The sequence below is a fragment of the Marinobacter halodurans genome (assembly GCF_004327985.1).
GTDB classification, from domain to species: domain Bacteria; phylum Pseudomonadota; class Gammaproteobacteria; order Pseudomonadales; family Oleiphilaceae; genus Marinobacter_A; species Marinobacter_A halodurans.
This window is the reverse complement of the sequence record NZ_SJDL01000013.1, coordinates 11,581-37,354: the sequence shown is the minus strand read 5'-3', so window position 1 is coordinate 37,354 and position 25,774 is coordinate 11,581. Positions and strand designations below refer to the sequence as shown.

24 protein-coding genes are annotated in these 25,774 nt (G+C 61.7%); 17 read left to right on the top strand and 7 right to left on the bottom strand.

All coding sequences use genetic code 11. The features are described from left to right. The first annotated feature begins 3 nt into the window (after positions 1–3). The 10 genes from gspF (at position 4) to gorA (ending at position 8,487) form a co-directional block, all read left to right on the top strand. On the top strand, positions 4–1,218 hold the full coding sequence (gspF, locus tag EZI54_RS10225) for a type II secretion system inner membrane protein GspF (protein WP_131481632.1): 1,215 nt from the start codon (positions 4–6) through the stop codon (positions 1,216–1,218). A 90-nt stretch (positions 1,219–1,308) separates the two neighbouring features. Next, positions 1,309–1,755 carry a type II secretion system major pseudopilin GspG gene (gene gspG / locus EZI54_RS10220; RefSeq protein ID WP_423226995.1) on the top strand — a complete coding sequence of 149 codons (447 nt, stop codon included), beginning with the start codon at positions 1,309–1,311 and terminating at the stop codon, positions 1,753–1,755. Positions 1,756–1,767: 12 nt separating this feature from the next. Then, positions 1,768–2,295, top strand: coding sequence for a type II secretion system minor pseudopilin GspH (gene gspH / locus EZI54_RS10215; protein ID WP_131481628.1), 528 nt, complete (start codon positions 1,768–1,770; stop codon positions 2,293–2,295). Continuing rightward, entirely contained in the window at positions 2,292–2,681 is a 390-nt protein-coding gene (gene gspI / locus EZI54_RS10210) for a type II secretion system minor pseudopilin GspI (RefSeq protein ID WP_242674412.1), read from the top strand. Before gspH ends, gspI begins: the two co-directional genes overlap by 4 nt. Then, complete coding sequence (gspJ, locus tag EZI54_RS10205; RefSeq protein WP_131481626.1) at positions 2,671–3,450, top strand: type II secretion system minor pseudopilin GspJ; 780 nt, start codon at positions 2,671–2,673, stop codon at positions 3,448–3,450. The genes gspI and gspJ overlap by 11 nt, the downstream gene beginning before the upstream one ends. Then, positions 3,447–4,493, top strand: a complete 1,047-nt coding sequence (gene gspK / locus EZI54_RS10200) for a type II secretion system minor pseudopilin GspK (RefSeq protein WP_242674411.1) — start codon at positions 3,447–3,449, stop codon at positions 4,491–4,493. The genes gspJ and gspK overlap by 4 nt, the downstream gene beginning before the upstream one ends. Positions 4,494–4,544: 51 nt before the next feature. Continuing rightward, positions 4,545–5,852, top strand: a complete 1,308-nt coding sequence (gene gspL, locus EZI54_RS10195; RefSeq protein WP_131481624.1) for a type II secretion system protein GspL — start codon at positions 4,545–4,547, stop codon at positions 5,850–5,852. 1 nt (position 5,853) lies between these two features. Beyond that, complete coding sequence (gene gspM, locus EZI54_RS10190; protein WP_131481613.1) at positions 5,854–6,378, top strand: type II secretion system protein GspM; 525 nt, start codon at positions 5,854–5,856, stop codon at positions 6,376–6,378. A 55-nt stretch (positions 6,379–6,433) separates the two neighbouring features. Further along, positions 6,434–7,093, top strand: a complete 660-nt coding sequence (locus EZI54_RS10185) for a GNAT family N-acetyltransferase (RefSeq protein ID WP_423226994.1) — start codon at positions 6,434–6,436, stop codon at positions 7,091–7,093. 23 nt (positions 7,094–7,116) lie between these two features. Continuing rightward, the gene (gorA, locus tag EZI54_RS10180) at positions 7,117–8,487 is read left to right on the top strand and encodes a glutathione-disulfide reductase (protein WP_131481611.1); all 1,371 of its coding nucleotides are present in this window, start codon (positions 7,117–7,119) and stop codon (positions 8,485–8,487) included. 37 nt (positions 8,488–8,524) lie between these two features. Here gorA and EZI54_RS10175 read toward each other — a convergent pair whose 3' ends face one another. The 3 genes from EZI54_RS10175 to EZI54_RS10165 all read right to left on the bottom strand — a co-directional run bounded on the left by EZI54_RS10175 (position 8,525) and on the right by EZI54_RS10165 (position 13,726). Continuing rightward, complete coding sequence (locus tag EZI54_RS10175; RefSeq protein WP_131481609.1) at positions 8,525–10,528, bottom strand: ATP-binding protein; 2,004 nt, start codon at positions 10,526–10,528, stop codon at positions 8,525–8,527. Then, positions 10,521–11,507: an ABC transporter substrate-binding protein gene (locus EZI54_RS10170; protein ID WP_131481607.1), complete on the bottom strand. Its 987-nt coding sequence runs from the start codon at positions 11,505–11,507 to the stop codon at positions 10,521–10,523. Before EZI54_RS10170 ends, EZI54_RS10175 begins: the two co-directional genes overlap by 8 nt. A gap of 71 nt (positions 11,508–11,578) precedes the next feature. Beyond that, positions 11,579–13,726: a TonB-dependent receptor plug domain-containing protein gene (locus tag EZI54_RS10165; RefSeq protein WP_131481605.1), complete on the bottom strand. Its 2,148-nt coding sequence runs from the start codon at positions 13,724–13,726 to the stop codon at positions 11,579–11,581. A 149-nt stretch (positions 13,727–13,875) separates the two neighbouring features. Here EZI54_RS10165 and EZI54_RS10160 point away from each other — a divergent pair, with 149 nt between their 5' ends. Next, complete coding sequence (locus EZI54_RS10160) at positions 13,876–14,556, top strand: J domain-containing protein (protein WP_131481602.1); 681 nt, start codon at positions 13,876–13,878, stop codon at positions 14,554–14,556. 160 nt (positions 14,557–14,716) lie between these two features. Next, a complete protein-coding gene (locus EZI54_RS10155) occupies positions 14,717–15,724 on the top strand; it encodes an LLM class flavin-dependent oxidoreductase (protein WP_131481600.1) in 1,008 nt (335 codons plus the stop codon). Here EZI54_RS10155 and EZI54_RS10150 read toward each other — a convergent pair. Both EZI54_RS10150 and EZI54_RS10145 read right to left on the bottom strand, forming a co-directional pair. After that, positions 15,709–16,320: an SCO family protein gene (locus tag EZI54_RS10150; RefSeq protein ID WP_131481598.1), complete on the bottom strand. Its 612-nt coding sequence runs from the start codon at positions 16,318–16,320 to the stop codon at positions 15,709–15,711. The genes EZI54_RS10155 and EZI54_RS10150 overlap by 16 nt on opposite strands. Beyond that, the gene (locus EZI54_RS10145; protein WP_131481596.1) at positions 16,317–17,150 is read right to left on the bottom strand and encodes a cytochrome c oxidase assembly protein; all 834 of its coding nucleotides are present in this window, start codon (positions 17,148–17,150) and stop codon (positions 16,317–16,319) included. Before EZI54_RS10145 ends, EZI54_RS10150 begins: the two co-directional genes overlap by 4 nt. A gap of 409 nt (positions 17,151–17,559) precedes the next feature. Here EZI54_RS10145 and EZI54_RS10140 point away from each other — a divergent pair, with 409 nt between their 5' ends. Continuing rightward, on the top strand, positions 17,560–17,805 hold the full coding sequence (locus EZI54_RS10140) for an HP1242/YdcH family protein (RefSeq protein WP_131481594.1): 246 nt from the start codon (positions 17,560–17,562) through the stop codon (positions 17,803–17,805). A 56-nt stretch (positions 17,806–17,861) separates the two neighbouring features. Here EZI54_RS10140 and EZI54_RS10135 read toward each other — a convergent pair whose 3' ends face one another. After that, entirely contained in the window at positions 17,862–19,289 is a 1,428-nt protein-coding gene (locus tag EZI54_RS10135; RefSeq protein ID WP_131481592.1) for a peptidoglycan DD-metalloendopeptidase family protein, read from the bottom strand. 441 nt (positions 19,290–19,730) lie between these two features. Between EZI54_RS10135 and EZI54_RS10130 the strand changes: the two genes are divergently transcribed. Continuing rightward, positions 19,731–20,666, top strand: a complete 936-nt coding sequence (locus tag EZI54_RS10130; RefSeq protein WP_131481590.1) for a Gfo/Idh/MocA family protein — start codon at positions 19,731–19,733, stop codon at positions 20,664–20,666. A 20-nt stretch (positions 20,667–20,686) separates the two neighbouring features. Here the strand turns inward: EZI54_RS10130 and EZI54_RS10125 are convergent, their stop codons facing one another. Further along, positions 20,687–21,628 (bottom strand): LysR family transcriptional regulator, encoded by a 942-nt coding sequence (locus tag EZI54_RS10125; RefSeq protein ID WP_131481588.1) that lies wholly within the window; start codon positions 21,626–21,628, stop codon positions 20,687–20,689. Between the two features lie 150 nt (positions 21,629–21,778). Between EZI54_RS10125 and EZI54_RS10120 the strand changes: the two genes are divergently transcribed. From EZI54_RS10120 to araG, 3 genes are all read left to right on the top strand, one after another. Further along, entirely contained in the window at positions 21,779–22,951 is a 1,173-nt protein-coding gene (locus EZI54_RS10120) for an aldose epimerase family protein (RefSeq protein WP_131481586.1), read from the top strand. 250 nt (positions 22,952–23,201) lie between these two features. Beyond that, a complete protein-coding gene (locus EZI54_RS10115; RefSeq protein WP_131481584.1) occupies positions 23,202–24,197 on the top strand; it encodes an arabinose ABC transporter substrate-binding protein in 996 nt (331 codons plus the stop codon). 66 nt (positions 24,198–24,263) lie between these two features. Next, complete coding sequence (araG, locus tag EZI54_RS10110) at positions 24,264–25,757, top strand: L-arabinose ABC transporter ATP-binding protein AraG (protein WP_131481582.1); 1,494 nt, start codon at positions 24,264–24,266, stop codon at positions 25,755–25,757. Positions 25,758–25,774 lie beyond the last annotated feature (17 nt).

The following is a 25,774-nucleotide window of genomic DNA, read 5'->3' as shown; positions in this document are numbered from 1 at the left end:
CGTATGCCGGCTTTCAATTACAAGGCGCTGGACGCGCGGGGAAAACAGAAACAGGGCGTTCTCGAGGCGGACAGTGCGAGGGCGGTCCGGCAGCAGCTTCGCGAGCGCAAACTCACGCCCCTGTCGGTGGAAACGGCTTCGGAGCGCGAGGCCAAGGGTGGCGGTTCGAGTCGCAAGGGGCGGGGCCTGAGCGCGTCGGACCTGGCGCTGGTCACGCGTCAGATTGCGACCCTGATCCAGTCGGGCATCCCGGTGGAACAGGCGCTGGGCGCTGCGGCCCAGCAATCCGAGAAGCCGCGCATCAAGAGCATGATGATCGCCATCCGCTCCAAGGTCATGGAAGGGCACTCGCTGGCGGACAGCCTGGGCGAGTTTCCGCGGGCGTTTCCAAGGCTGTTCCGCTCCACGGTAGCCGCCGGTGAGCACGCCGGGCATCTGGACCTGGTGTTGAACCGGCTGGCGGACTATACCGAGAGCCGCCAGGAATCCCGTCAGAAGATCCAGCTGGCGGCCATCTATCCGATCATCCTGACCGTGGTGGCGCTGTCCATCGTGGTCTTCCTGTTGACTTACGTGGTGCCCGATATCATCGCGGTCTTCGTCAAGCAGGGTCAGGAATTGCCGGTGCTGACCCGCGGACTGCTGGTGATGTCCGATTTCCTGATGCAATACGGCATCTTCCTGGCCATTATCCTCGCCGCCCTGTTTTTTGGGTTCCGGATGGCTTTGCGCAAGGAGGCCAACCGGCTGCGCTTCCATCGTTACCTCCTGCATATGCCGGGCATTTCCGGTATGACGCGAGGCGTGAATACCGCACGCTATGCCAGTACGCTGTCGATACTGACCACCAGTGGCGTGCCGCTGGTGGAGGCGATGCGCATCGCCGGCGAGGTACTCTCCAACGACTACCTGCGTCAGCGTCTCAGGGAAGCGGCGCAATCGGTGAGTGAGGGGGCCAGCCTGCACAAGTCGCTGGATGCCACGGGCTATTTTCCCCCGATGATGTTGCATATGATTGCCAGCGGCGAGGCCAGTGGCGAACTGGACAGCATGCTTGAACGCACCGCCTCCATGCAGGAGAACACCCTGCAGGCCAAGATCCAGACGCTGGTGGGTCTGTTCGAACCGCTGATGCTGCTGGTGATGGGCGGTGTGGTGCTGATCATTGTGATGGCGATCATGCTGCCCATCCTCAATATGAGTAACCTGGTGGGTTAGAAAGACGGCCCCAAGAAGCCGGCAGCCCGCCCCATAAGCCAGAAACAGGGACGTCCCTGGGGATAACCGACGACGATGCAAACGAGACGGATGACGATGAAACAACTGAACAGGAATGCCGGTTTTACACTGATCGAGATCATGGTAGTGATGGTCATTCTGGGGCTGCTGGTCGCCATCGTGGCGCCCAACATCCTGGGCCGGAGCGATCAGGCCCGGGTCACTGTGGCCCAGACCCAGATGAGCAACATCGCCAATGCGCTGGATCTGTACCGGCTGGATAACGGCAGCTATCCATCGACCCAGCAGGGTCTCCAGGCCCTGGTTACCAAACCCAGTGGCAGCCCGGAGCCGAAAAACTGGAACCCGGACGGCTACCTGAAGAGCGTGCCGGAGGATCCCTGGGGGAACGAGTACCAGTACATCAGCCCGGGCGTGAATGGGCCGTACGACCTGTTTTCCTACGGTTCCGACGGGCGTGAAGGGGGCGAAGGCGACGCCGCGGACATCAGCGTTCGGGACAATCCTGACAAGTAACCGGGTGGTTCTATGAGCCGCTCGCGCGGGTTTACCCTGATCGAAATCATGGTGGTGCTGGTCCTGGTGGGCCTGCTTGCCGTGATTGCCGTGGTGAACCTGGGCGGCGGCGCCCAGCAGCGGGAGCTTGAGAATCGCGCCCGCGAGCTTTTCCTGCTGATGCAGACGGCATCCGAGCAGGCGGTACTCAACAATCAGGAACTGGGACTGCTGATCGACGACAACGGCTATCGATTCCTGATGTATGACGATGCCAAGCAGACCTGGGGGCGCCAGAAAGAGCGTTTGTTCGCGCCACGGCAGCTCCCGGAGTGGATGGCCGTGGTCTACCATACCGAAGACAACCTGCCCAAGTTGCCCGGTACCGAGGACGACGAAGAATCGCCGCGCCCGGATATCGTTTTCTACTCGTCGGGCGAAACCACGCCGTTCGATATGGAACTGGCCGTCGGCGACGAGGAAGAGCCGGTCTATCGCATCGATACCGATGGCCTGAACGGCCTCAAGTGGCACCCGCCTGGAGAGGAGAAGCCACTGTGACCGTGCATCGCCCACCGCTCCGGCAACGGGGATTTACCCTGATCGAGGTCCTGGTCGCCGTGCTGGTCTTCGGCCTGATCGCCACTGCGGCCTCGGAAGTGGCCAGCAACTACATCGGTACCTTTGAACGGGTCCGCGACCGCACCATGGCCACCTGGATCGCCGAGAACGAAGTGGCCCAACTGCGTTTGCAATCCGATCTTCCGCAAGTGTCCGAGGAAACCGATGACCTGGACTACGCCAACCGTCACTGGCAGGTCGAGACCGTGGTCAGCGGCACTCAGGATGAGAATGTTCGTCGCATCGAAGTCACGGTATTCCTCGCGCCGGAGGACAGCGAAAAGCGTCAACTGTCCAGCATGACGGGGTTCATCGGTGACTATTGAGTGCGCATCGGCCCGGCCGAAGCAAGGCGGATTCACTCTGCTGGAGGTGCTGATTGCGGTCGGCATTACGGCCTTGATCGGGGTGGGGGTCTGGCAGATGATCAGCGGCGTGATCCAGGCCCGGGACCGGGTTAACGCGGCCGCCGAGGAATTTGAGCAGATCCAGCGGGCCATGCTGGTGATTGAGCGCGACCTGGACCAGGTGGTGAACCGGCCCGTCCGCGACATCTACGGTGATGCCCGATATGCCATGACCAGCCGGGAGGAGGGCGTCGAGCTGGCGTTGACCCGCCAGGGCTGGCGCAATCCCACCGGTGCCCGGCGCAGCGACCTGCAACGGGTGAGCTATGAGTTCACCGGTGACGAATTGCACCGCCGTTACTGGGGCACACTGGATCTGGCGGAAGACGCCAAGGGCCGCGATCAACTGCTGCTTTCCCACGTCGAGGACGTCGAGGTGCGTTTCCTGGATGACCAGGGCACCTGGCAGGACGAGTGGCCGACGACGGATCAGGCCGCCGCGCAGACCAGCGATTCGCCATCGGCGCTGGCATCGGTACCTTTGCCCCGGGGCGTCGCGATCGTCATCAAACATACCGATTATGGCGAGTTGCAGCGCGTCTTCGTGCTGCCCGATTTCGATCCGAAATCCGCGCAGGGGGCGATCACCGAGTCAGTGAGCCCGGCCAATGGGTCCGGCACCGGTGAGGAAGAACCGGGCGGTCAGACGGAGTCGACACCGGGACCATCGGGAGAGACGGGTTCATGATGGCGGCACGGATGCGGGCAAGGCAGCAGGGGGTAGCCCTGATCATGGTGTTGCTGGCCATGGCACTGGTGGTGACGCTGGTCGCCGGCATGACCCAGTTGCAGCAACTGCGCATCTACAAGGCCAGCCATTACCTGGCCCAGAGTCAGGGCAAGAGCATTGCCTTCGGGGCGGAAGCCTTTGCCGAGCAGATCCTGTCCAAGGATTTCAAGGACGACGAGGAGGATGGCGCCCACATCGACAGCCCCGATGAAGTCTGGGCCAAGTATTCCGCTGTGCTGCCGTACGAGGAAAACGGAGTGGTCGAGGTGCAGATCAACGACCTGGGTGGGCGCATCAACCTGAATAACCTGGTGGATGCCACCGGCGCCGTCAACCAACTGGCCCGGGACCGGCTGGCCCGGCTGCTGCTGGTCCTCGACATTTCTTCGGTGCGAGTGGAGGCCCTGATCGACTGGATCGACGATAATGATGAAACGGTCAACGCCTACGGAGCCGAGGATGGGGTGTACCTGGGGATGGATCCGCCGTACCGGGCGGCCAACCAGCCGTTTGCCAGCGTCTCGGAATTACGACTGGTCAACGGTATGACCGAGGAGGCCTATCGTAAGCTGTTGCCCTACGTGGCGGCGCTGCCGGTAGCCGGGACGGCGATCAATGTTAATATGGCGCCAGCACCGGTATTGCAGGCGCTGAACGAGAACCTGACAGCGGCGCAGGTGGAGACGGTCATCGAGCAGCGCCAGGATGATCCTTTTGAGACCGTGCAGGATTTCCTGGCACTCCCGGCGTTTGCAGGCCTGGGCCTGAACAGCAATGGGTTGGGGGTCAACACGAATTTCTTCGATGTCGCCTCGCGCATCACGTTTAATGATCGGGTATTCCGTCTGGTAACGACAATCTACCGGAACCCGCAGGGTGAAATGTTCACGGTCCGCCGGGATGAGAGCCAGACCCAGTTGATTACCAAGGAGCGTTTCCAGGTATCCGGGAACAGTCAGGACGCCTCGGATGCCGCCGAGGCGTTGGGTATTTCCGACTGATTCGGTGGACGAAGACGGCGCACCCTGAAAACAACAAGGAATTACGGATTCATGTCATACCGACTCTATGTTCAACCGGCTGCGCCCTACAGTGCGCTGCATGGCGATATGGACGGCCAGCGCTTTGACTGGGCGCTGATCGATGCCAGCGGCGTGTTCCAGGCCAGCGGTCAGGAAGACGACCGGGCGACGATCGAGCAGACCCTGACCCGGAATGACCTTGAACACGTGTTGCTGGTGGGGCTGCTGCCGGGGGACGACGTGCTGTTCTGCTTTGCGGAGATCCCGGCCAGGCAGGCGCGCTATGTCCGCCAGGCGTTGCCGTTCGCCGTCGAAGAGCAGATTGCCCAGGATATCGATTCCGTTCACCTGGCTCTCGGTAAACGCAGCGAGGAGGGGTTCCGCGTTGCGGCCATTGACCGGCAGCGCATGGCCGTCTGGCACGAACTGTTCGATGCTTTCCAGGGGGCGGATCTGGAAGCCTTGTACCCGGATGCCGCGCTGCTGCCGGTCAGCGAATCCCGGTGGTGCATCTGTATTGCCGGAGAGAACGCCCTGGTGGCCGGTTCCCGGGGCGAATGGTTCCGCATGCGAACCGAGAACCTGGGCATCTTAGCCTATACGCTGGCACAGCCTGGCAAGGACGAGGTCGCCGCCGAGATCCCGGTGACCCTCTACGGCAGCGAACAGGATCTGGAACATTACGCCGAAAACGTCCGGCCCATCGAAACCGAAGAGCGACTGCGGGTGAGCCGGGAAGTGTTGCAGATGACACCGCTCGAGTTACTGGCGCACTCACAGCACAACGAACTCTGCCAGCCCATCAACCTGTGCCAGGGGCCCTTCGAGCACGCCGACAAGGCCAGTGGTATCTGGCGGGTCTGGCGCCCGGCGGCCATCGTCGCGGGGCTGTGGCTGGCGTTACAGGTCGGGGTCGAGCTGGGTCTGGGCTACTACCATCACCAGCAGGCGGCGGCTTTGGAGGACCAGGCGATGGCGCTCTATCACGACGTTTTCCCGCAGGATACCCGGGCTACCGCCGCCAATGTGCGCCGGGTACTGGAAGGCCGGCTGCGCGTCGCGCGTCAGCAGGGGCCGCAGGCGGACTTCCTGTCGCTGTTGAGTCAGGCCGGTGCCGAGTACGACAGGCTGGGCGGTGGCCAGAACCTTCAGTTCGATTCCGTCAACTACAGCCGTCAAAGGGGCGAACTTGTCGTGGAGCTGCGCGCCGACAGCTACGACCGTTTGAGCGCCTTGCGCGGCGCCATTGGCGATCGGGGACTGGAAGCCCGGATCGGATCGGTGGTGAACGACAGCAATGGTGCCCGGGCGCGCCTGACTGTCAGTGGAGGGTCCTGACATGCTGAACCAACTGAAGAAAAATCCCTCCGTCCAGAAACTGATCACCCAGTATGACCACCTGCCCAGGCGGGATCAGCTGGCGCTGCAGATCATGATGGTTGCGATTGCGCTGTTTCTGATCTATTTCCTTATCTGGCGGCCGGCGGCGGCCTACCACGATGACGCGCTGGGTGAGCGGCAGTCCGCGGCGGACCTGCTGGCCTGGATGCAGCAGAACGAGGCCGAGGTCCGGGATATGGCCGCGGCCGGTGAACGACCGGCGGGGGCATCGCAGATCACGGATGTCCGCTCGCTCATGTCCACCGTCACCGCCAGTGCCGGCAAGGCCGGGCTCTCCCTGCAACGTTTTGAGCCCAGTGGCGAGGATGGCATGCGGGTCTGGCTCGAGAATGTGCCGTTCAACCAGGTGTCTCGCTGGCTCGAACAATTGACCCGGGAACACGGTATCGTGATCGACCAGGCGGCGATCGACCGCAAGGACAAACCGGGCATCGTGAGCGTCCGGCTTTCACTCGAGATCTGATCCCGGGTGGCACTGTCGCCGCCGGGTGTGATGCACCGTACAGGGGGCGAAGTGAATGATGCAGACAGCTACCGCAAGTGATATGGATCCCTCCGCGGAACCGACGGTCGTCCGACTGGACCGGACGGCGGTCAATGAAGCGCGTTCCATTCTCTACAAGGCCTATCGACACGAACCCACATTCCATTACCTGTTCAATGAACGCAAGCCGGGCTATGACCGACGGGTCAGGGCGACGATACGGGAACTGATCGATCTTTACTTCGAGCTGGACCAGGACGCTATCGGCCTGATGACCGACGATACGCTGGTTGCCGTGGCGTTCCTGGGCGACCCGGCGCTGCGCCTCAACCTGGCCCGCCAGCTGTCCTGGCGCCTGCGCATGATGCTGACGGCGGGGTTTGCCTCGACCCGGCGCTATATTGACTACCACCAGCAGATCCGCGCGCGGCTGCCGGCTGAACAGGTGCACCAGTTGCCCCTGATGGGGGTGCACCCCCAGTACCAGAATCGTGGTTATGGACGTCTCCTATTGGAGGCCGTGGATCGATTGTGCAAGGATAATCCGCGCGGTCAGGGACTGGTCCTGGATACCGGCAACAGTCGGTACCTGCCATTCTACGAGTCCCTGGGGTTCCGTAACCTGGGTGAAATCCGGATGGGTGACCTGAAGGAGTACATCCTCTACCGGGACGCCCGTCCGCAGGAACACTGAATGTCCATAGCCGAGGAGTCATCGTGTCGGAGCATTATGAATTTGATCTGGTAGTCATCGGTGCAGGATCGGGTGGTGTCCGCCTGGCCCGAATGTCTGCCCAGCGCGGCGCCCGCGTCGCCATCGTCGAGTCCCGTTATCTGGGCGGGACCTGCGTCAACGTGGGCTGCGTCCCCAAGAAGCTCTTTGTCTATGGCTCCCATGTCGGCGAGGACATGGAAGACGCCGCGGGCTATGGCTGGACCATTCCCCGGGATCAGGTCACTTTCGACTGGCCGACACTGGTCGCGAACAAGAACGCGGAAATCCACCGGCTTAACGGCATCTACCAGCGGCTGTTGGAGAACGCCGGTGTCACTATCGTCAACGGCACCGCCCGAATCGACGATCCGCACACCGTTTCCGTGGGTGATCGTCGCATACGCACCCGACACATCACGGTGGCCACCGGTAGCTGGCCGGTCGTGCCGGATATTCCCGGCAAGGAAAATATCCTGACGTCCAACGACATGTTCTACCTGCCGCAATTACCCGGCGAGGCGGTGATCTGGGGCGGCGGTTACATCGCCGTCGAGTTCGCCGGCATCCTCGCCGGTCTGGGTATCAAGACAACGCTGCTGTATCGGGGCAGCCTGTTCCTGCGCGGGTTCGACGACGACATCCGTGAATTTACCGCTGCCGAACTGCGCAAGAAAGGCATCGACGTGCGTTTCGGCGTCAATGTCGACGCCGTGACCGCCCAGGGCGCCCACTACAGGCTCGATCTCAACGACGGCTCCCGTTTGACCACGGGGCTGGTGATGGCGGCGACGGGGCGGCGTGCGCTGGTTGACGGGCTGGGGCTGGAAGCCGTCGGCGTGGGGCTGACCGAATCCGGCCACATCGCCGTGGACAAGCATTTCCAGACCGCTGTGCCGTCCATTACGGCGCTGGGTGACGTGATCGGTACGCCGCAGCTGACACCCGTTGCGATTGCCCAGGGGATGGTGCTGTCCCGCCGGCTGTTCGGTGATGGTGAGGGGGAGATGGATTATTCCGCGATTCCGACGGCGGTTTTCTGCCAACCAAACATTGGAACCGTGGGTCCGACCGAAGCGGAAGCGAAGGCGCAATACGGGCGCTTGCGCATCTACCGTACGGAATTCCGGCCGATGAAGCACACCCTGTCCGGGCGGGATGAGCGTTGCCTGATGAAGCTGATCGTTGACGATGCCTCAGACAGGGTTGTGGCGGCCCACATGGTCGGGCCCGAAGCCGGCGAAATGCTGCAGGGGCTGGCGGTAGCCATCAAGGCCGGGGCGACCAAGGCGGTGTTTGACAGTACCGTGGGCATCCATCCCACGTCGGCGGAAGAGTTCGTCACCATGCGCGAGCCGGAGCGGATTGTCGGCTAGGAGGTTGCAGCTTCATTCCGCTATCGATCGGTGCCGGTCAGGACAGGTCGGCACCGGTCTCCGGCAACCGGATCCAGCGGTTGATCACGTTGCGCAACTTGTCTTTCCTGACCGGCTTGGCCAGATAGTCATTCATGCCGGCGGTATGACAGGCCCGATCCGTGCCTGGCAGCGCGTCGGCCGTCAGGGCGATGATGGGTAGCGGATCGCGGTCTTGGGCGCTTTCCCAGGCGCGGATGCAGCGGGCGGCTTCGTACCCGTCCATCACCGGCATCTGGCAATCCATCAGGACAATGTCGTAGGTGTGCTTGCTTTCGGTCACCAGCTTGACCGCCACCTCGCCATTTTCCGCACTGATGGTTTCGAAGCCGAAGCGTCGGAGCAGGGCGCAAGCCACCCTCTGGTTGACTTCATTGTCTTCCACCACCAGTGCCAACGGCGCGTCCTGATTGGGTCGGAGCGGCTCGGAGGCGGTTTCCGACAGGGCCGCGGGTTCGGACGGTTTGCCGGTGGGGCGGGCGGCGGCGCTATCCAGCTCGGCGGCGCCGGCGCACTCGAAAGGCAGTTCAAAATAGAACGCCGAGCCCGATCCCAGGCTGGAATCCACCCGGATATGCCCCCCCATCAGTTCAATCAGGCGCTGCACCAGCGCCAGCCCCATCCCGGTACCGCCATAACGGCGGGACGCGGAGCTGTCCACCTGCTCGAAACTGTTGAAGATACCGGTCAGGTGCTCCGAAGGAATACCCGAGCCTGAGTCCCGCACCTCGCAGCTCAGATAGATGGAGTTGCCCTCCATCACCAGCCATTCGCTGCGTACGCTGACGTGGCCCTGCTCGGTGAACTTGATGGCATTTTCCAGCAGACCCGCCAGGATCTGGCGGAACCGGCCCGAGTCACCGCGGACATTGGGCTGATCGGGCCAGTTGCCGATAAAGCGCAGGTCCAGTTCCAACCCCTTGCTTTCACACTCGTGGCGATGGGTGGCAACGCAATTCTCGATCAACTGGCGCAGGTTGAAACTCCGGTGCTCGAGTACCAGCGTACCGCGCTCCACCCGGGAATAGTCGAGGATGTCGCTGATCACGGTCAGCAGGTCTTCGGTCGCCCGTCGCGCGGTTTGCATGTAGTCCTTCTGCCGGGGCGTCATGGGGTCTTCGGCCACCAGTTCGAGCATGCCCAGCACCCCGTTGAGCGGGGTGCGCAGTTCATGACTCATCATCGCCAGGAATTCGGACTTGGCACGGCTTGCCGATTCCGCCCGCTCACGGGCCTGTTCCGAGGCTTCCAGTGTCTTCTCCCTGGAGGAGCGCAGGTGCTCCAGGTGATAGGTCAGGGCGCTCAGGTTCCTCTCCAGGTCCTGAATCTCCCGCGCCGCATGTGACGAGCGATCCGGGGGCTCATAGCGACCTTCCATCAACTTCTTCACGTTACCGCTGAGCTTCTGGATCGGGCGGGAAATGCGATGGGCGATCTGGTTGATGATCAACAGCGTCACGATCAGCACCGATACCGCCACCGCAAACGAGGTGAAGATGATCTCCTGCCGCTGGGCCGTCAGTCGTGACCCGGAAACCGCCACCGATACCGAACCGATGCGCATGGCACCGGAACTGTTGGAAAAGCCGGGGCCGAACCAGTCCAGTTCGCTGTCACTGTCGCTGTCCATTTCCAGGGGCTGCTGCAGGATATCGGCATCGAAAACGAAAAAGTCACCGCTGTCCGGGAATACCCCTTTGCCGGTCTCCAGGCCGACCACGGTACCCCCTACATCGCGTACGCGAATCCAGGAGACGTCGCTGCGGCGCAGGGTGCGCTCGAGAATCTGCTGCAGCGCCTTGTGATTGCCAGAGACCACGGCATACTCCACCGCCGGGGCCAGGTTGTCCGCGACCACCTGGGTGGAGCGGAACAGGTCACGACGCACGTCTTCCAGGCGTACCGAAGTAAAGAATATCAGCAGCACGAGGAACATGAGTATTGCTGGTACGGTACCCAGCAACAGTAGTTGGCGATTCAGCGGGCGTTGCCGGTTACTCATTACCCACTCCTGTCGATGATGACTCGAGACGCTGAAGCGCCTGCAGGACCGATTCGCGGTCGGGAAGGGGAATGTTCAGGGAGCGCGCCACCTGCTCGTTGAAGAGCACCGAAAAGCGGGTCGGGTAATGGGGCCGGGGCAACTGCCCTGAACGCACGTAGTCGGAAATAGTCTTCGCCGCGTCACTGACAATGGTATTCGTCGAGGTGTAGGTCGATGCCAGGGCACCGGCCTGCACGAAGGCCCGCTCCGGGCCGATCAGGATGCGGTTGTGACGGTAGGCGGTCAGCAGGATGTGTTTGATGGTCTGCCGGTTATAGATCTCCGGGTCGGGCGTGCCCAGCAGGAAATCGCCGTAGTTCAGGGCCCGGCTGAGCGTCGATACCAGGCTCTGCCGGTCCTCGACCGTAAAGACGCGTAGCTCAAGCCCGTACTCGGCCAGACTATCGGCGAGCTCACTGTATTGCTGTTCTTTTCCGGCCCGGGCCAACAGGGCCACACGGGTCGCCTGGGGGAGAATCTGCCGGCCCAGCAGGGCTTGGCGTTTGAGAGGGGGATTCAGGTAAACGGCGGTGACGGACGGGTTGTCGAGTTCCTGGTACTGGGAAAATTGGTCCTCCGTCACCATCAGGGCCAACACCGGCGAGTCCGGGTTCTGCTGGACCACATCGTTGAGACGGGAGGCGCCCAGGGTCAAGATCAGCGAGTCGGGGCTCTTTTTCGCGGCGTCAGTGGCGTAGCGGGCAATCCGGATTCCCTCCGGCAGGGCCTCTTCCAGCCGCTTCCTGAAAACCAGGTTGAAGGAGATGTTTTCGGAGCCTGCCAGGAACACCACATGAGAGCGGCCGTCATCGGCTGCGTGGAGCGTGCCCTGGGCCCAGACGGGGGAAAGCCAGAGCAGCGCCAACAGCGGGCATAATGCCCGCCGGGCCGATTGCCGGATGCGCCGCACGATGGTCAGGCTTCGTCTGAAAAACATCCGATTATCTGCCGCCTCCGCGGGCGGCATCCATCCCTGGTGCCATGGGCATCTACCTGGACTACACGGCGTCAGAACTTGACCGACGCCTCGAAAAAGAATTGTGTCTGGTTTTCGTACTGGTTGTCGGGAAACATGATCGGGTCGTCATGGGGATAATAGTGCATGATGGCCGCTAACTCGACTGTCGAGCGTGGCAAGTAGAAGGATTTGGCAACCCGCGCATCGATCCGGTCATAGAGATACTCGCCCAGGTCGGCGGCAATGTAGTAGGCCGCGGATGTGGTGATGGATCGAGGGAACCGCTGGATCCAGGCAAAACTGCCCGAGTTCCGCGCGGTCAGGCGATTCTGCAGGCGAATGTAGCGCTTTTTCTGGTTTTCTCCGAGGGGAGGGGGTGGCCCGCGATACTCCGAGTCCTGATCCATGTAGGCGTAGGTCAGCCGGAACTGGCTTTGCTGGTATTCCAGGGAGCTCTCGATTTCGATGCCCTGTTGGTCAATGGCGACACAATTGCACAGATCCCAACGACCACTGACCGAAATCACACCGCTGATGATGTCCCGCAGGCTGTCATGGAAGAATTTCACTTCTGTCGAGAACAGGCCCATGCCCATTCGCTGCTGGATGAAGTAACTGATTTCACGGGAGATAATGGTTTCTTCATGAAGGTCGCCCGGTGCCTGGAAATCGAGCAGCCGTTGGCCTTCGAGGAAGCCGTAGGCAAACGCCGGTTCCACATTGGTGGCGCGGTAGCCCCAGTCAGCACCCTGCTCGAAGGCGTCCGGTGTACGCACAGCCTTCGAAAACACGAAACGTAGGGTCTGGTTTTCGGTGAGCTGGAAGTTGGTGGCGACGCGGGGGGAGATAAAATCGTCGTCCAGCGACGTCGTCTTTTCCCAGCTTGCCCCTGCGTTCAGGGTAAACCAGTGGATAGGGGTGTATTCCGCGTTGGAGAACAGCAGCGTCTGGTAGTTGCTGCCCCTGCCATTGAAATAGGTGTCCGAGTTGAACCGGTCTTCCCGGTATCCGCCGCCGTTGACGAAGCGCAGGTCGTTACTGAAGGCAAAGGTGTCCTGCACTTCGAACTCCAGACGGTTTTCATCGATATCCTGGTTGGTATCGGCACAGAGCTCCAGCGGCAGCACGGTCCCGCCGACGTTGGTGCCTGCGGGGATACAGCTGCGCCAGCGCTGGCGGCGATTGTAGTCCTGGTAGCTGACCTGGATGTGGAAGAAGTGGCGCTGGCTGAGGGTATGGGTCCACTTGGTCTGCAGGTAGTAGTCATCGCCTGTCTCGGCGGGGATACCCTGGATGCCGAATTCCTCGCCGTATTGCTGGGCGTCTTCCTCGTCGTAGACGTCGCTGTATCCCAGGCGAACGTCGAGGGCGTTGTCCGGGTCGACATTCAGGATCGAATCGTAGTTGATGGTGTTGAAGCGAAAGCTGTCGTCAAAGGTTTTGCGCTGGCCGTCCCGGACCGATGGGCCGTCCGGGTTATAGAAACGGTAGTCGAAACCTTCGGATTCGCGGCGGCTGTAGGAGAGGCGCCAGTCATAATTGCCGACCTGGTCGCCCACCGACCCATAGGCCTGCTTGTAACCGTGGTCGCCGGCGCGAACGCGCATGTTCACGCCATGGGTGTCCTGGGGCGACCTGGTGATGATGTTGATCGTGGCCAGGAACGCATTGATGCCATAGGCGGCGGCGTTCGGCCCGCGGGTGACCTCGATCCGCTCGATGTTTTCCAGGGGCACGGGCATGGCGTGCCAGTCCACGTCGGCAAGGCTGGGCTGGTAGGCCGTACGCCCATCGATCTGCACCTGCAGGCGGCGTTGATCATCGGCGACGGTGCCATGGTAACTGACCACCGGCCGGTTGCTCTGCACAAATCCCACGGTCATCCCGGGAACCAGCCGGAAGACTTCCCAGATGTTGAGAATGCCCAGATCCCGGATCAGCTCACCCTGGATCACCGTCGTTGTGCCGGGAACCCGGGATTTGGGCTGGCGCAGTTTGGTGGTCGACAGGACTTCGGGGATGGGTTGTTCGAGGACAAAATCATAGCCCTCTTCGAACCCTTCCGACATGGACGGGTCTGTAGATCCGGAAGGGATGGTGGGATAGGTCGTGTTATCCTGTGCGTAGGTATTGATGGCCACACTGGCCAACAGGGCCACAAGGCCCTTATTCCATCTGGGTAAGGGAGTTGTCGTCATTTTTTAGTCGTACTTTGCCGAGCGCTTTTTTGAATCTGCGGAAGGTGTCCGCAGCTTTTCTTCTGTTTTGGATTACATGTATTTCATGATAGTGAAGTCGACGGCGACTGTCTCTCGACTTCGACGACATTTTGCCGGAGTTTGAATCTATGACCTGTTGGGAAGTCCTTGGAATTTCACCGACCAACAATCGCGAGCGTATTGAAAAGGCCTATGCGTCGCAGCGCAAGTTTGCCACCGGCGAGGCCCTGTCAGAACTGGATGACGCCTATCGCCAGGCACTTCGGGAAGGCGGTTTTGCCGTATCCGAGCCGTCCCCGGAGCCGGAAACGCCGGCGGTGTCGGAGGCGCCGGCCTCCGGCCCCACGCCGGCATTGGACGCCCGGGATCAGCAGGTGGTGCGTGAGATCGTCCTCCAGGTCGACGCCATGCTGAACGACAGCCATCGACGCTCTGACCCCAACATCTGGCGCGCCATCCTCACCGAACCGCCGGGTGACCGGGATGTCGTGCGGGAAGCCGCCAGTGATGCGCTCTATCCGCGCCTCAAGCCCTACATCGATGACGGCTCCCTGCCGCAGCCGGTCCTCGCCTTTCTCTCCCAGTGGTTTGGCTGGCCGGAGCTGGACGAGGCCGAACTGACCGAGGAGCGGTCGACGAATGACCCGTTTGACGACCCGCTGCACCGGGGCCCTGGTGCCAGTCAGGCGGAGAACGCGGATGGTCGGGAAAAGCGGCAGCCGATGATCAGTTTCTGGCCGGCCGCCATAGGCTGGATTGCAGGGCTGATTATCCTGACCAGTATCTTCAGCCACATCCTGGGCTCCTGAGGGACTGGTCACCTCCCGTTACCGACGACGTGCTTCAATGCAAGAAGCTGGCAGGATCGGGCAACCGGCCTGCCAGCGCGCCGCGTTAGTCTCTGGGTCTGGCCGGGAACATCGGCCCGGCCTGTTTCCCCTCCTGGTTTTTCGACCCATAGGAGCGTTCATGCGAGCATTCTCCGTCCTCGATCTATCGCCCATCACCGTCGGCAGCGATGCGGGCCGTGCCTTGCGCAACTCCCGCGATCTCGCCCGGCAGGCCGAGCGCCAGGGTTACCGGCGTTTCTGGATGGCCGAGCACCACAACATGACCGGCATTGCCAGTGCGGCGACGGCGGTGGCACTGGGGTTCGTGGCCGAGGGCACGTCAACGATCCGTATTGCGGCAGGCGGCGTCATGCTGCCCAACCATGCTCCGTTGGTCGTCGCCGAGCAATTTGGCACATTGGCATCGTTGTATCCTGACCGGGTGGATCTCGGGCTGGGTCGGGCGCCCGGCACGGATGGCGCCACCATGATGGCGCTGCGGCGTGACCAGGTCGACGGCGCCAACCAGTTCCCGAGGGACGTTCAGGAACTGTTGCACTACTTCCAGCCGGAGCAGCCGGGACAGAAGGTCAGGGCGGTTCCCGGAATGGGCCTGGATGTGCCGGTCTGGCTATTGGGGTCCAGTCTCTACAGTGCACAGCTGGCCGCCGCATTGGGGCTGCCGTTTGCATTCGCGTCCCACTTTGCGCCGGACATGCTGGGAGATGCACTGCGGGTCTACCGGGAACGGTTCGAGCCATCGCAATACCTGGATGCGCCGTACGCGGCTGCGGGTTTCAACGTGTTTGCCGGCGACACCGACGATGATGGGCGCCGCCTGATGACGTCGATGGAGCAGCAGTTCATAGCCCTGCGTCGAGGAACGCCGGGGCCGCTGAAGCCGCCCGTGGACGATCCGGAACAGGTTGGCAGTGTTTTTGAGCGCAGGCAGGTCGCGAATGCGCTGGCCGAGTCGGCCGCCGGGTCGCCTGCCACCGTTGCGGCAGGACTTGAGGCGTTTGTCGCCCGCACCGGTGTCGACGAAGTCATCGTCACCGGACAGATCTACGATCATGCCGCGCGGGTGAAATCGTTCGCCATTGCCGCCGACGCCCTGCGGTCCATGTGTGCTCAGGAGAGATCCTGACGCACCAGTTGCGCCAGATCGTCCGCTGCCTGCTGCTGGGGCATGTCCTGTTTCAGCAGCAGGCGAATCCTCCCTTTGCCGTCGAACACGTAGATGGCGCTGCTGTGTGAGACGGCATAGTTTCCGTCACTGTCGGGATCGCCGTATCCGAAGGTGGTGCGGTAACGCTTGGCCAGTTCCCGCAACGCGTCTTCCGGACCGGTGAGTCCGACGATGTGGCTGTCGAAATGGGCCACGTAGCGCCCCAGCCGTTCAGGCGTGTCGCGCCTGGGGTCGACGCTGACGAACAGGGCGGTGATGTCGTCACGTGTGTCCGCGGGCATCTTTTCGATGACCTTGTGCAGATAGGCCAGGGTGGTCGGGCAGACATCCGGGCAGGACGTATAGCCGAAGAACAGCACCCGGACCTGGCCGGCCGTGTCGTCCGGTTGAACCGTCTGGCCATCGACGTCGCGCAGCGTAAAGGCCAGATCCGGCATGACGCCGCTGATGTCCTTGCCGTTCCAATGGCGCTTGCCGTCAGAACAGCCCATGAGCAAGGCGAGGACACTGCTGGCCAGCAGGAGGGCCGTGGTGGTGCGTCGATAGGTGCTCATGATGCGATACCCCCGTTGGCCTGCCTGTACTGGCGGCCATCGTTCATGATCCGCCGGAGCATCAGCAGGATGCCGACAATGCTCATCATGGCTGGTGGAATCCAGGTCAGCAAACCGCCCAGCAACTGGTCGGTGCGTGGTGCAATCGGCCAGGCGCGACCGCAGACATCGTAGATGTCGTAGAGCGACTCATGGGCAAAGACGATAACCGCTCCCAACACCAGTTGCGGTAACGCCACCAGCGCCAGGATCAGGATGCGTTGACCGTGGCCCAGGGTCTGGCCCCGGACCGGCGGCCGCGGATCCAGCATCAGCCACCAGAACAGCAGCCCGTCGAGCAGCATGCTCCAGTTCATGGTCCAGTACAGTTGGCGATTGAGCATCGCGTCGAAGTGGACCGGCGGCCATAGCCAGAAGTAGATCAGCCCCACGAACAGCACCGCTGCCACGGCGGGTTGCTGGAGCAGCCGATAGATCCATCCCAGGGGCGCACCGAGGCGCCGAGCGGTCCGTGGCAGGCGCTGGAGCCAGTAACGCAGGACCGGCAGCGGATTGGACAGGGCGATCAGGAAGGGGCCGATGTGATGCAGGATCAGGTGCTGGCCCCGGTGAATGAAGAACGTGTACTGGGCGTAGTAGTCGAACCGGGTCTGCATCACCGTGTAACAGGCAACGAGCCCCAGCACGAAGGCGGAGATACGCCAGGCGTCCGGGCGCTCGGTTTTCGGCAGGCGCGGCAGGGCCCGGCCGTAGAGCACGAGTGCGCCGAGGTAGGCGGCCACTGTCAACGGCGAGAAATCGTAGGGCAGGAGGTATTCGAACCAGGGCATCAGGCCGGATCTTCCCTTGTGGTGGTTGGGCGGCGCTCCGTGGACTGCCGAATCGTCCGGAACGCCCGGGGGATGCTTTGCAGGCCCCCCTGTCTTTCAGCGTGCCGTAAAATCCGTATTTTGCAAGTCATGCGTGCAAGGAACTCCGACGCCGATACCATCGTCAAAACCCGTGTGACGGCAACGCGACGGCTGTTCAGGAGGAATGCTATATTTGTCCCAGGCGGCACGGAACGTTGCCGCATCATGGGCCGCATAGATGATGATGCCGATACCTCACGAAACCGTTATCAGCCCGGAATACGCAAGCCGGAAGGCGTTCCTCCACCCGATCAGGTTCAAACGCCAGGCGGCTTGAGCTTTCTCCGGTCGTATGGACCACGCCCACACTTCGAAGAGGAGGGTCAACATGTCGATTAGTGATCACGCTTTGCACGAGGATTTCCCGGAATTTCGGGAATTGATCCGGGAATTACGAAAGTCAGACGTCAAGTTCAAGGAAATGAGCGACCACTACGACAAGTTGGACAAGTCCATACGCGGGCTTGAATACCGGGAGGTTCCCACGGACGACGCCCATTTCAATCAACTGAAGCTGGAGCGGGCGCAGCTCAAGGATTCACTCTACACCACACTCTCAAAACACGGCGGCTAGAACCAAAAAAGGGGCGTGAATTCACGCCCCTTTTCATTTCTGTGTCTGCCGGCCATTCAATTGAAGCGGCACTGTCCGGGCCGCAGGCATTGCTGCGTCCAGTCGCTGTTGCTGGCCTGGGTGGGTATCTTCTCGGCGCCGGTCTTATCACGCGCCTGTCGGGCCGGTAGATAGCTCGGCACGTTAAGGCGGGCCATCAAGGGGCGAATGTGCTTGCGGAACGCTGCGATCCGGTCCGCCGGTACGTGGGCGGAGGTCGGTATCTTGGCGGTCAGCGGGTTGACCGGGTGATGATTCACATGCAGCTCGAAGTGCAGGTGTGGACCCGTGACACGGCCGGTGGCGCCTGATAGAGCAATTTTCTCGCCTCGCTTTACGGTCTCGCCCCGGTGCACCAGGATCTTGCTCAGGTGGAGGTAGCGGGTCTTGTACGTGCCGCTGTGTTCGATTTCAACGTATTTGCCGGCGTATGGGTGGTTGCCGATCCGCGAAACGATGCCGTCACCGGTACTCATGACCGGAGTGCCCGACGGAGAGCCCAGATCCACGCCATTGTGTGGGGCACGACGGCCTGTGATCGGGTGCAGGCGGTTCGGGTCGAACGGCGAAGTGATTCGATAGTGCTGCTTGGTGGGCCAGCGCAGGAAAGCGGGTGTCACGCTGTCGCCGGTCTCGTCGTAGTAGTTGCCGTCAGAATAGAGAAAGGCGTAGTAGGTCTTGGAGCCCCGGTGCAGTTCGATTGCATCGATCCGTGTGTTGCCCGTGGCCTGGGTATCGGTGTGCTCGTGACCGACGATGACCGAGAAGGTATCGCCTGCACGCAGGTCCCGGCGGAAGTTGAGCTTGCTCTTGAGCAGTTGGCCCACCTTGGCCACCTGTGCCTTGTCCAGTCCGGCCTTGAGCCCCGAGGCATAGAAGCTGCCGTGGATTTCGCCGCTGACCTGCTGGCGGTCCCAGTGGAGCGGCTTGGTGATTTCCTGATGTTCGAAGCCGCCGTCTTCGGTACGGGAATAGGAGACGGTCCGGGCAACATCCAGTTGTAAATCAACCTTCTGTGGCTGGTTCTTTCCATCCAGCGTGAAGGTCAGTGTGGTGCCGGGCTGGATGGTCTCCAGCGACAGGAACTCGGCATCCGCTTCCAGCAGCTTGTGCAGGGTATTGGCGGAAATACCGTGAGCGTCGAAGATTTCGCTCAGGGTGTCCCCCGGTTGGATCTCGTAAACCACTGGCTGGGGTTCGGTCGCAGCGCTCAACGGGCCGTCCGGCTCCTGTGTCGACGCCTGGGCAGCGGCTTTGGCTTCTTCCGCCGCATCCGGTTCCGGCGCAGCGGAGGTCTTGCCGGCAGGCAGATCCACCTGCTTGATGGGGATCGAAACCGCGCTGGAAGGCTCGGACTGCCACAGCAGGCCGATCGTAATGCAGATGACCGCGATGGCCAGCAGGACGTGGCGGGAGCGTCTGGTAAGGAAAGATGATTTCGGCATGGAGCAGTACAGTCAGGCAGTTACCGGATCGTAAGGAATTTGGTTTGCCGGCCTGGGGCGTTGCCGGCTTTAAAGTGCCCTAGGATACCTGTTGCAGCCGCATGACAACAGTTAACTGAATTACACAGGCGAATAACCTCGGTTTTTCCTGACTAGAAAACGGCTACGGAGTGAGCGCCAGACGTCCTTGAATCCTACGGCCAGCGTAGTCTGATCCTGACTTTCTTATTCGACGCCTCTACCAGCAGAAGCCGCGCTGGATCCAGGTCCCGCAGCGCCTCTGGAAGAAAAGGCTGCTGCCATACTTCAAGCAGCCTGTGGGCTGAGGATGGCCGCTATACCAGAATGCATATCGAAACCGGTGGGAATCGCTATTAGAAGATATTCGTCAGTCCCGTTAAGGTGAGGGCATCAGTCTTTCAACGATCAGATGAGAACACTATGTCCGCTATCAGGATTGGAATCGTGGGCTTCGGCAAGATTGCGCGCGATCAGCACCTGCCCGCTCTCAATGACAACCCGGCCTACGAGTTGGTGGCGGTGGCCAGCCCCTCCAGGGTGCCGGACTCCCTGCCACACTATACTTCCATGACGGCCATGCTGGATGCGGTGCCGGAGATGGACGCCGTGGCCCTCTGCGTGCCGCCGGCGGTGCGCTATGGACTGGCCAGCGAGGCGCTGGCGCGGGGCTGTCATGTCCTGCTGGAAAAACCGCCCGGGGCGACCCTGGCAGAGGTCGGTGAGCTTGAGCGGCAGGCTCGCGTTGCGGACCGGACGCTGTTTGCCTCGTGGCATTCCCGTCATGCCCCGGCCGTAGCGCCGGCAAGGGAGTGGCTTAAGTCGCGCCGTATTATCGGCGTCGATATCGAATGGAAAGAGGATGTCTGCGTCTGGCATCCCGGCCAGGACTGGATCTGGGAACCGGGTGGGATGGGCGTGTTTGACCCCGGGATCAACGCGCTGTCGATCGCCACGGCAATTCTGGACGAGCCGTTTTTCTTCCGCGAGGGCGTCCTGGCCGTGCCGGATAACCGGCAGGCGCCAATCGCCGCCGACCTGGGCTTTGCCAGTGCCGCCGGCTACCCGGTCAACGCGGCTTTCGACTTCCGCCAGCAAGGGCCCCAGATCTGGGATATCCATATCGAAACGGATGGCGGGAAGCTGACCCTGTCCAAGGGGGGCAGCCAGCTCCTTGTCGACGGTGAACTCCAGTTGGAGGCGCCGGAGCAGGAATATCCGGGGCTTTACCAGCGCTTTGCCGAACTGATCGGCCGTGGTGAGCATGACGTGGATGCCAGCCCCCTCCGGCACGTGGCCGATGCCTTCCTCCTGGGGCGTCGTGTCATCGTAGATCCGTTTCACTGGCAACGGGACTGACTCGGCCAGCCACAGGGGACTCAGGCTTTCTCGCGAATGATGTCACGCAGTGTCTTCATCAGGGCCGACGCCCCCGGTGACAGGCGTTTGTCCCGCAGGCTGACTAGGCCGTAGGGCTGGACCCGTATGGGCTCGCCAAAGGGCAGGATGCTGAACCGCTGGGGAGCGCACAGCATCTCAGCCACTTGGCGGGTGGTTACGGTCAGCGTATCGGACTTGTCCACCAGGGCCAGGGACACCAGGAAGTCCGGCGAGTCGACAATGTATTTCGGGGGTTGCACGCCGTAGTGCAGGAACAGGTTGTCGACCCGCTGGCGGAGCAGGGCGCCCGGTGGTTGCAGGGACCAGGGGTAGTCGGTCAACGCCTCCAGCGAAACCGGTGCCTCACCCATTGCCGGGTGCCCTTCGCGGCAGACGATGCAGATATCCTCCTCCCCGATTTCCTCGAAGATGAAGTGTTCCGCCGTGAAACCTTCCGGTATGCGGCTGACGACGAAATCGAATTCGCCTTCGATCAGCCGTGGCACCAGCCGTTTGCTGACATCCACATCGATTCTGACCTTGAGGCCGGGCAGTGCCCGGTGAACCCGCTCCACCGCACTGGTCAGGATGGTGACCGCCGGAGCCATGACGGCGCCGACGGCGACCATACCCGCGTTGCCTTCCCGCATGGCGTTGATTTCCTCGCCGGTATGGGTGAGCTGGGAGACGATGCTGCGGGCGTGGCGGATCATGATCTCGCCGTACCAGTTGGGGGTCATCCCGCGGGGATGCCGGTCGAACAACACCACTCCGAGCTGTTCTTCCAGGTCATTGAGAAGTTTCGATGCGGCGGGCTGGTTCATGGACAGGCTTTCCGCCGCCCGGTGCAGGTTGCGGTGTTCGTCCAGCGCCAGGAACAGTTGTAGGTGGCGCAGTTTCAGTCGTGCACGGAGGAACCAATCGCTGGCGAGTGCGGCCATAGGCGTGTCCTGTATTTGGGGATATTGATTTTGTTATTGGTTTTCCTGAAAAACGGTATTAGTCGTGTATCAAACCCTAGTCTAACGTGACATCGGGCCATCGCGTCCACTTCTTCAAACAACAACAAACCCAAAAGCAGGAGCACAACCATGAAATGGATAACCCTGTCCGCACCCCTGGTCCTGGCCCTCGCCGTCAGTGGCCAGGCCGCAGCCGCCGATAACGCCAAGGCATCGACAGGCGCCGTCACAACGTCAGTCTTCGGGACGCTGCCGGATGGCCGCCAGGCCAGGCTGTATCGATTCTCCAACGCGCACGGTATCGAGATGGCCGTGACCGATTACGGCGGTATCATCGTCTCGCTACGCACGCCGGACAGCAGCGGCGATGTCGATGACATTGTGCTGGGCTTCGACTCCCTGGAGGGCTACCTGTCCGATGCCTACCGGAAATCGAATCCGTATTTCGGCGCGCTGATCGGCCGCTACGGCAACCGGATTGCCGGCGGCCAGTTCACCCTCGACGGCCAGACCTACAATCTCGCGAAGAACAACGGCCCCAACCACCTCCACGGGGGGAACAAGGGGTTCAACCAGGTGTTATGGAACGCGAAGCCTTTCTCCAACGATAAAGGGGCGGGGGTTATCCTGAAGTACGTCAGTGCGGACGGAGAGGAAGGTTACCCTGGCAAGCTGGATGTCACCGTGACCTACACGTTGGGTGACCAGGACACGCTGTCCGTCGAGTATAACGCGACGACCACGAAGGCAACGCCGGTTAACCTCACACAACACTCCTATTTCAACCTGGAAGGCGAGGGCAGCGGCAGCATCCTCGACCATCGACTGATGATCAATGCGGATGCGTTCACGCCGGTGGACGACACCTTGATCCCAACCGGCGAAATCCGTTCGGTGGAGGGAACGCCGTTTGATTTTCGTCAAGCCACCGCGATTGGTAAGCGGATTGACGAGGACAATACCCAGTTGGAATACGGTCCGGGCTACGATCACAATTTCGTGTTGAATCGCCCGGACGGGAGTAAAGGCGAACTGGTCCAGGCGGCAAGGGTGACCGAACCGGACAGTGGCCGGATCCTGGAAATCGCCACGACAGAACCGGGCATCCAGTTCTATTCGGGGAATTTCCTGGACGGCACGCTGACCGGAAAATCCGGCCGGGCTTACGGGCATCGCACCGGTTTCGCATTGGAGACCCAGCACTTCCCGGACTCGCCGAATCAGGACGGCTTCCCTTCCACCATCCTTGAACCGGGCGATACCTATCACTCACGCACGGTGTATACCTTCTCCGCGCGTTGATCGTCGAGACCCGTTTCAGGCCATCGTCGGCACCAGGCCGTCGGTGGCCTTTTTGTATGCGGCCTCTGTTGGCGCTGGCTTGAGAACGACTTCGGTCAAGCAAGTATTGATATCAAAAAGCATATCAAGAATGGCTAAAATTGGGATTTGTAGGATATCCCTGGCCGCCCTAAGGTGGGACTGTCTTCAGGACACAGGACGTGTGCGTAACAACAACAAACCGTGCCCAAGAGGCACTCAGGAGACGTTCATGCTATCTCTTAGTAAGCTCCGGACACTGGTTATTGGTGCCAGTGTCGCCTGCCTCCCGCTGATGTCCGCCCACGCGGCGAAAGAGGACATCACCCTGGGATTTATCGTCAAGAAGCCGGAACAGGCCTGGTTCATCAATGAACAGCGTGCGGCCACCGAGCTCGGCAAGAAAGACGGATTCGAAGTGGTGAAGCTGTCGGGTGTCGACGGCCAGGAAGTCCTTTCCGCCATCGATAACCTCCACTCCCAGGGCGCCCAGGGCTTCGTCATCTGTCCGCCGGATGTGCGCCTGGGGCCGGTGATCAAGCGTCGCGCGGACCAGTACGACATGAAGGTGGTCACCGTCGATGACCGCTTCGTCAATTCGGACGGCGATCCGATGAAGGGCGTTCCCCACCTGGGTATGTCCGGCTACAAGATCGGCCAGCAGGTCGGCAACACCATAGCCGAACAGATCAAGGCCCGCGGGTGGGACATGGACGACGTGGCGGCGTTGCGCATCAGCAACTATGAGCTGCCCACCGCCAAGGAGCGCACGGATGGCGCGACGGATGCCCTGGTCAAAGCCGGTTTCAACAAGGACAACATCTTCGACGCACCCCAGCAGAACACGGACACCAGCAGCGCTTTCGCCGCCGCTTCGCCGGTGTTTTCCAAGCAAAGCAAGTTCAAGCACTGGGTCATCTACGCGCTGAACGAGGAGAGCGTGCTGGGTGGGGTTCGCGCCAGCGAGCAGTATGGCCTGACCGCCGATGACGTGATTGGCGTGGGCATCAACGGCTCCGGCGCCGCATTCGCCGAATTCTCACGGGAAAAGCCGACGGGCTTCTACGGCACCATCGCGGTCAGTTCCACCATGCATGGCCGACAGAGTGCCCTGAACCTCTACAACTGGGTCACCGAAGGCGAGAAGCCGCCGGCGGATACCCAGACGACGGGCAAGCTGATGACGCGGGACAACTGGCAACAGGTCCGCGACGAGCTCGGTCTGTAGGTAGGGGCGCCGGGTGTCCGATGCAATCGGGGCACCCGGCCGTTCAGGGCTTTCGGGAGTTCAATCATGTCTGATCCATACCTCCGGTTCGACGACATTTCCGTGGAATTTCCCGGCGTACGGGCGCTCGACCATGTGTCCTTCGGCGCCAACGCCGGCGAGGTCCACGCGTTGATGGGGGAGAACGGGGCGGGTAAATCGACCCTGCTCAAGGTACTCAGCGGCGTCAACCGGGTCACCTCCGGCGCACTCTGGATCGATGGCGAGCGCCATGTCTTTGCCAACGAACGGGAAGCGCTGGACCAGGGCATCGCCATCATCTACCAGGAACTGACACTGTCGCCCAACCTGTCGGTGGCGGAAAACCTGCTGCTCGGCCAGCTTCCCGTCCGCAAAGGGTTTGTCGACCGCCGGGCCCTCAGGGAGACCGCGCTCGGTGTATTGCGCGATCTGGGTGAGGAGGGCATCGACCCGGCCACGCGGGTGCGGGACCTGTCCATCGGCCAGCAGCAGATGATTGAGATTGGCCGCGCGCTGCTGCGCAATGCCCGGATCATTGCCTTCGACGAGCCGACCAGCAGTCTGTCTGTCCAGGAGATTCGCAATCTCAAGCGCATCGTTAAACGCCTGCGGGACGAGGGCAAGGTGGTGCTCTATGTGACCCACCGGATGGATGAGGTCTTTGAAATGTGCGACGCCATTACCGTCTTCCGGGACGGCCAGCACATCAGCACCCATCCCACGCTGGAGCATATCGACCACGATGTGCTGGTCAGCGAGATGGTCGGTCGCGAAATCGAGGATGTCTACGGCTATCGCGAGCGCCAGCATGGTCCCGTCCAACTGGAAGTGAAAGGTCTGAAAGGACCGGGGATTGCCGAACCCGCCAGTTTTGACGTGCGCCAGGGCGAGGTCTTCGGCCTGTTCGGGCTGGTCGGGGCCGGTCGCAGCGAACTGCTGCGCCTGGTGTGCGGTGCTGAGAAGGCCGAGGCCGGCTCGGTGCGCTTCAAGGGGCGTGACGGCCTCTTTACAAGCCCCCGGGAGGCGATCCAGTCCGGCATTGCGATGTGCCCGGAAGACCGGAAGACGCAGGGGATCTTTGCCATCGCCAGCGTTGGCGACAACATCAACATCAGTTGCCGGCGCTTCTTCTCCCGCTGGAAGCTGTTCCGCAACACCGCCCGGGAAACCCGTAATGCCCGGGATTACATCCGGCGCCTGCGCATCAAGACCCCCGGGCCGGAAACCCGCATCGGAACGCTGTCCGGCGGTAACCAGCAGAAGACCATCCTGGCCCGCTGGCTGGCGGAAGACATCGATGTGTTCGTCATGGACGAACCCACCCGCGGCATCGACGTGGGGGCGCGGCGGGATATCTATTCGCTGCTGTATGACCTGGCCGAGCAGGGCAAGAGCGTGGTGGTGATCTCCAGTGACCTGGCTGAGGTCAGTTCGATCTGCGATCGCATCGGTGTGATGCGGGATGGCCGCGTGATCGACGTGGTGCATCGCGATCAGGCCACGCCTGAACGTTTGCTCGGCCTGGCTTTGCCAGCCTGATTCCCAACAGTGAAGAG

Excerpts from the sequence above, each read along its gene's own strand:
- gspF (WP_131481632.1), top strand. The coding sequence starts at position 4 with ATGCCGGCTTTCAATTACAAGGCGCTGGACGCGCGGGGAAAACAGAAA.
- gspG (WP_423226995.1), top strand. The coding sequence starts at position 1,309 with ATGACGATGAAACAACTGAACAGGAATGCCGGTTTTACACTGATCGAG.
- gspH (WP_131481628.1), top strand. The coding sequence starts at position 1,768 with ATGAGCCGCTCGCGCGGGTTTACCCTGATCGAAATCATGGTGGTGCTG.
- gspK (WP_242674411.1), top strand. The coding sequence starts at position 3,447 with ATGATGGCGGCACGGATGCGGGCAAGGCAGCAGGGGGTAGCCCTGATC.
- gspL (WP_131481624.1), top strand. The coding sequence starts at position 4,545 with ATGTCATACCGACTCTATGTTCAACCGGCTGCGCCCTACAGTGCGCTG.
- gspM (WP_131481613.1), top strand. The coding sequence starts at position 5,854 with ATGCTGAACCAACTGAAGAAAAATCCCTCCGTCCAGAAACTGATCACC.
- EZI54_RS10185 (WP_423226994.1), top strand. The coding sequence starts at position 6,434 with ATGATGCAGACAGCTACCGCAAGTGATATGGATCCCTCCGCGGAACCG.
- EZI54_RS10175 (WP_131481609.1), bottom strand. The coding sequence starts at position 10,528 with ATGAGTAACCGGCAACGCCCGCTGAATCGCCAACTACTGTTGCTGGGT.
- EZI54_RS10170 (WP_131481607.1), bottom strand. The coding sequence starts at position 11,507 with ATGTTTTTCAGACGAAGCCTGACCATCGTGCGGCGCATCCGGCAATCG.
- EZI54_RS10165 (WP_131481605.1), bottom strand. The coding sequence starts at position 13,726 with ATGACGACAACTCCCTTACCCAGATGGAATAAGGGCCTTGTGGCCCTG.
- EZI54_RS10160 (WP_131481602.1), top strand. The coding sequence starts at position 13,876 with ATGACCTGTTGGGAAGTCCTTGGAATTTCACCGACCAACAATCGCGAG.
- EZI54_RS10155 (WP_131481600.1), top strand. The coding sequence starts at position 14,717 with ATGCGAGCATTCTCCGTCCTCGATCTATCGCCCATCACCGTCGGCAGC.
- EZI54_RS10150 (WP_131481598.1), bottom strand. The coding sequence starts at position 16,320 with ATGAGCACCTATCGACGCACCACCACGGCCCTCCTGCTGGCCAGCAGT.
- EZI54_RS10145 (WP_131481596.1), bottom strand. The coding sequence starts at position 17,150 with ATGCCCTGGTTCGAATACCTCCTGCCCTACGATTTCTCGCCGTTGACA.
- EZI54_RS10140 (WP_131481594.1), top strand. The coding sequence starts at position 17,560 with ATGTCGATTAGTGATCACGCTTTGCACGAGGATTTCCCGGAATTTCGG.
- EZI54_RS10135 (WP_131481592.1), bottom strand. The coding sequence starts at position 19,289 with ATGCCGAAATCATCTTTCCTTACCAGACGCTCCCGCCACGTCCTGCTG.
- EZI54_RS10130 (WP_131481590.1), top strand. The coding sequence starts at position 19,731 with ATGTCCGCTATCAGGATTGGAATCGTGGGCTTCGGCAAGATTGCGCGC.
- EZI54_RS10125 (WP_131481588.1), bottom strand. The coding sequence starts at position 21,628 with ATGGCCGCACTCGCCAGCGATTGGTTCCTCCGTGCACGACTGAAACTG.
- EZI54_RS10120 (WP_131481586.1), top strand. The coding sequence starts at position 21,779 with ATGAAATGGATAACCCTGTCCGCACCCCTGGTCCTGGCCCTCGCCGTC.
- EZI54_RS10115 (WP_131481584.1), top strand. The coding sequence starts at position 23,202 with ATGCTATCTCTTAGTAAGCTCCGGACACTGGTTATTGGTGCCAGTGTC.
- araG (WP_131481582.1), top strand. The coding sequence starts at position 24,264 with ATGTCTGATCCATACCTCCGGTTCGACGACATTTCCGTGGAATTTCCC.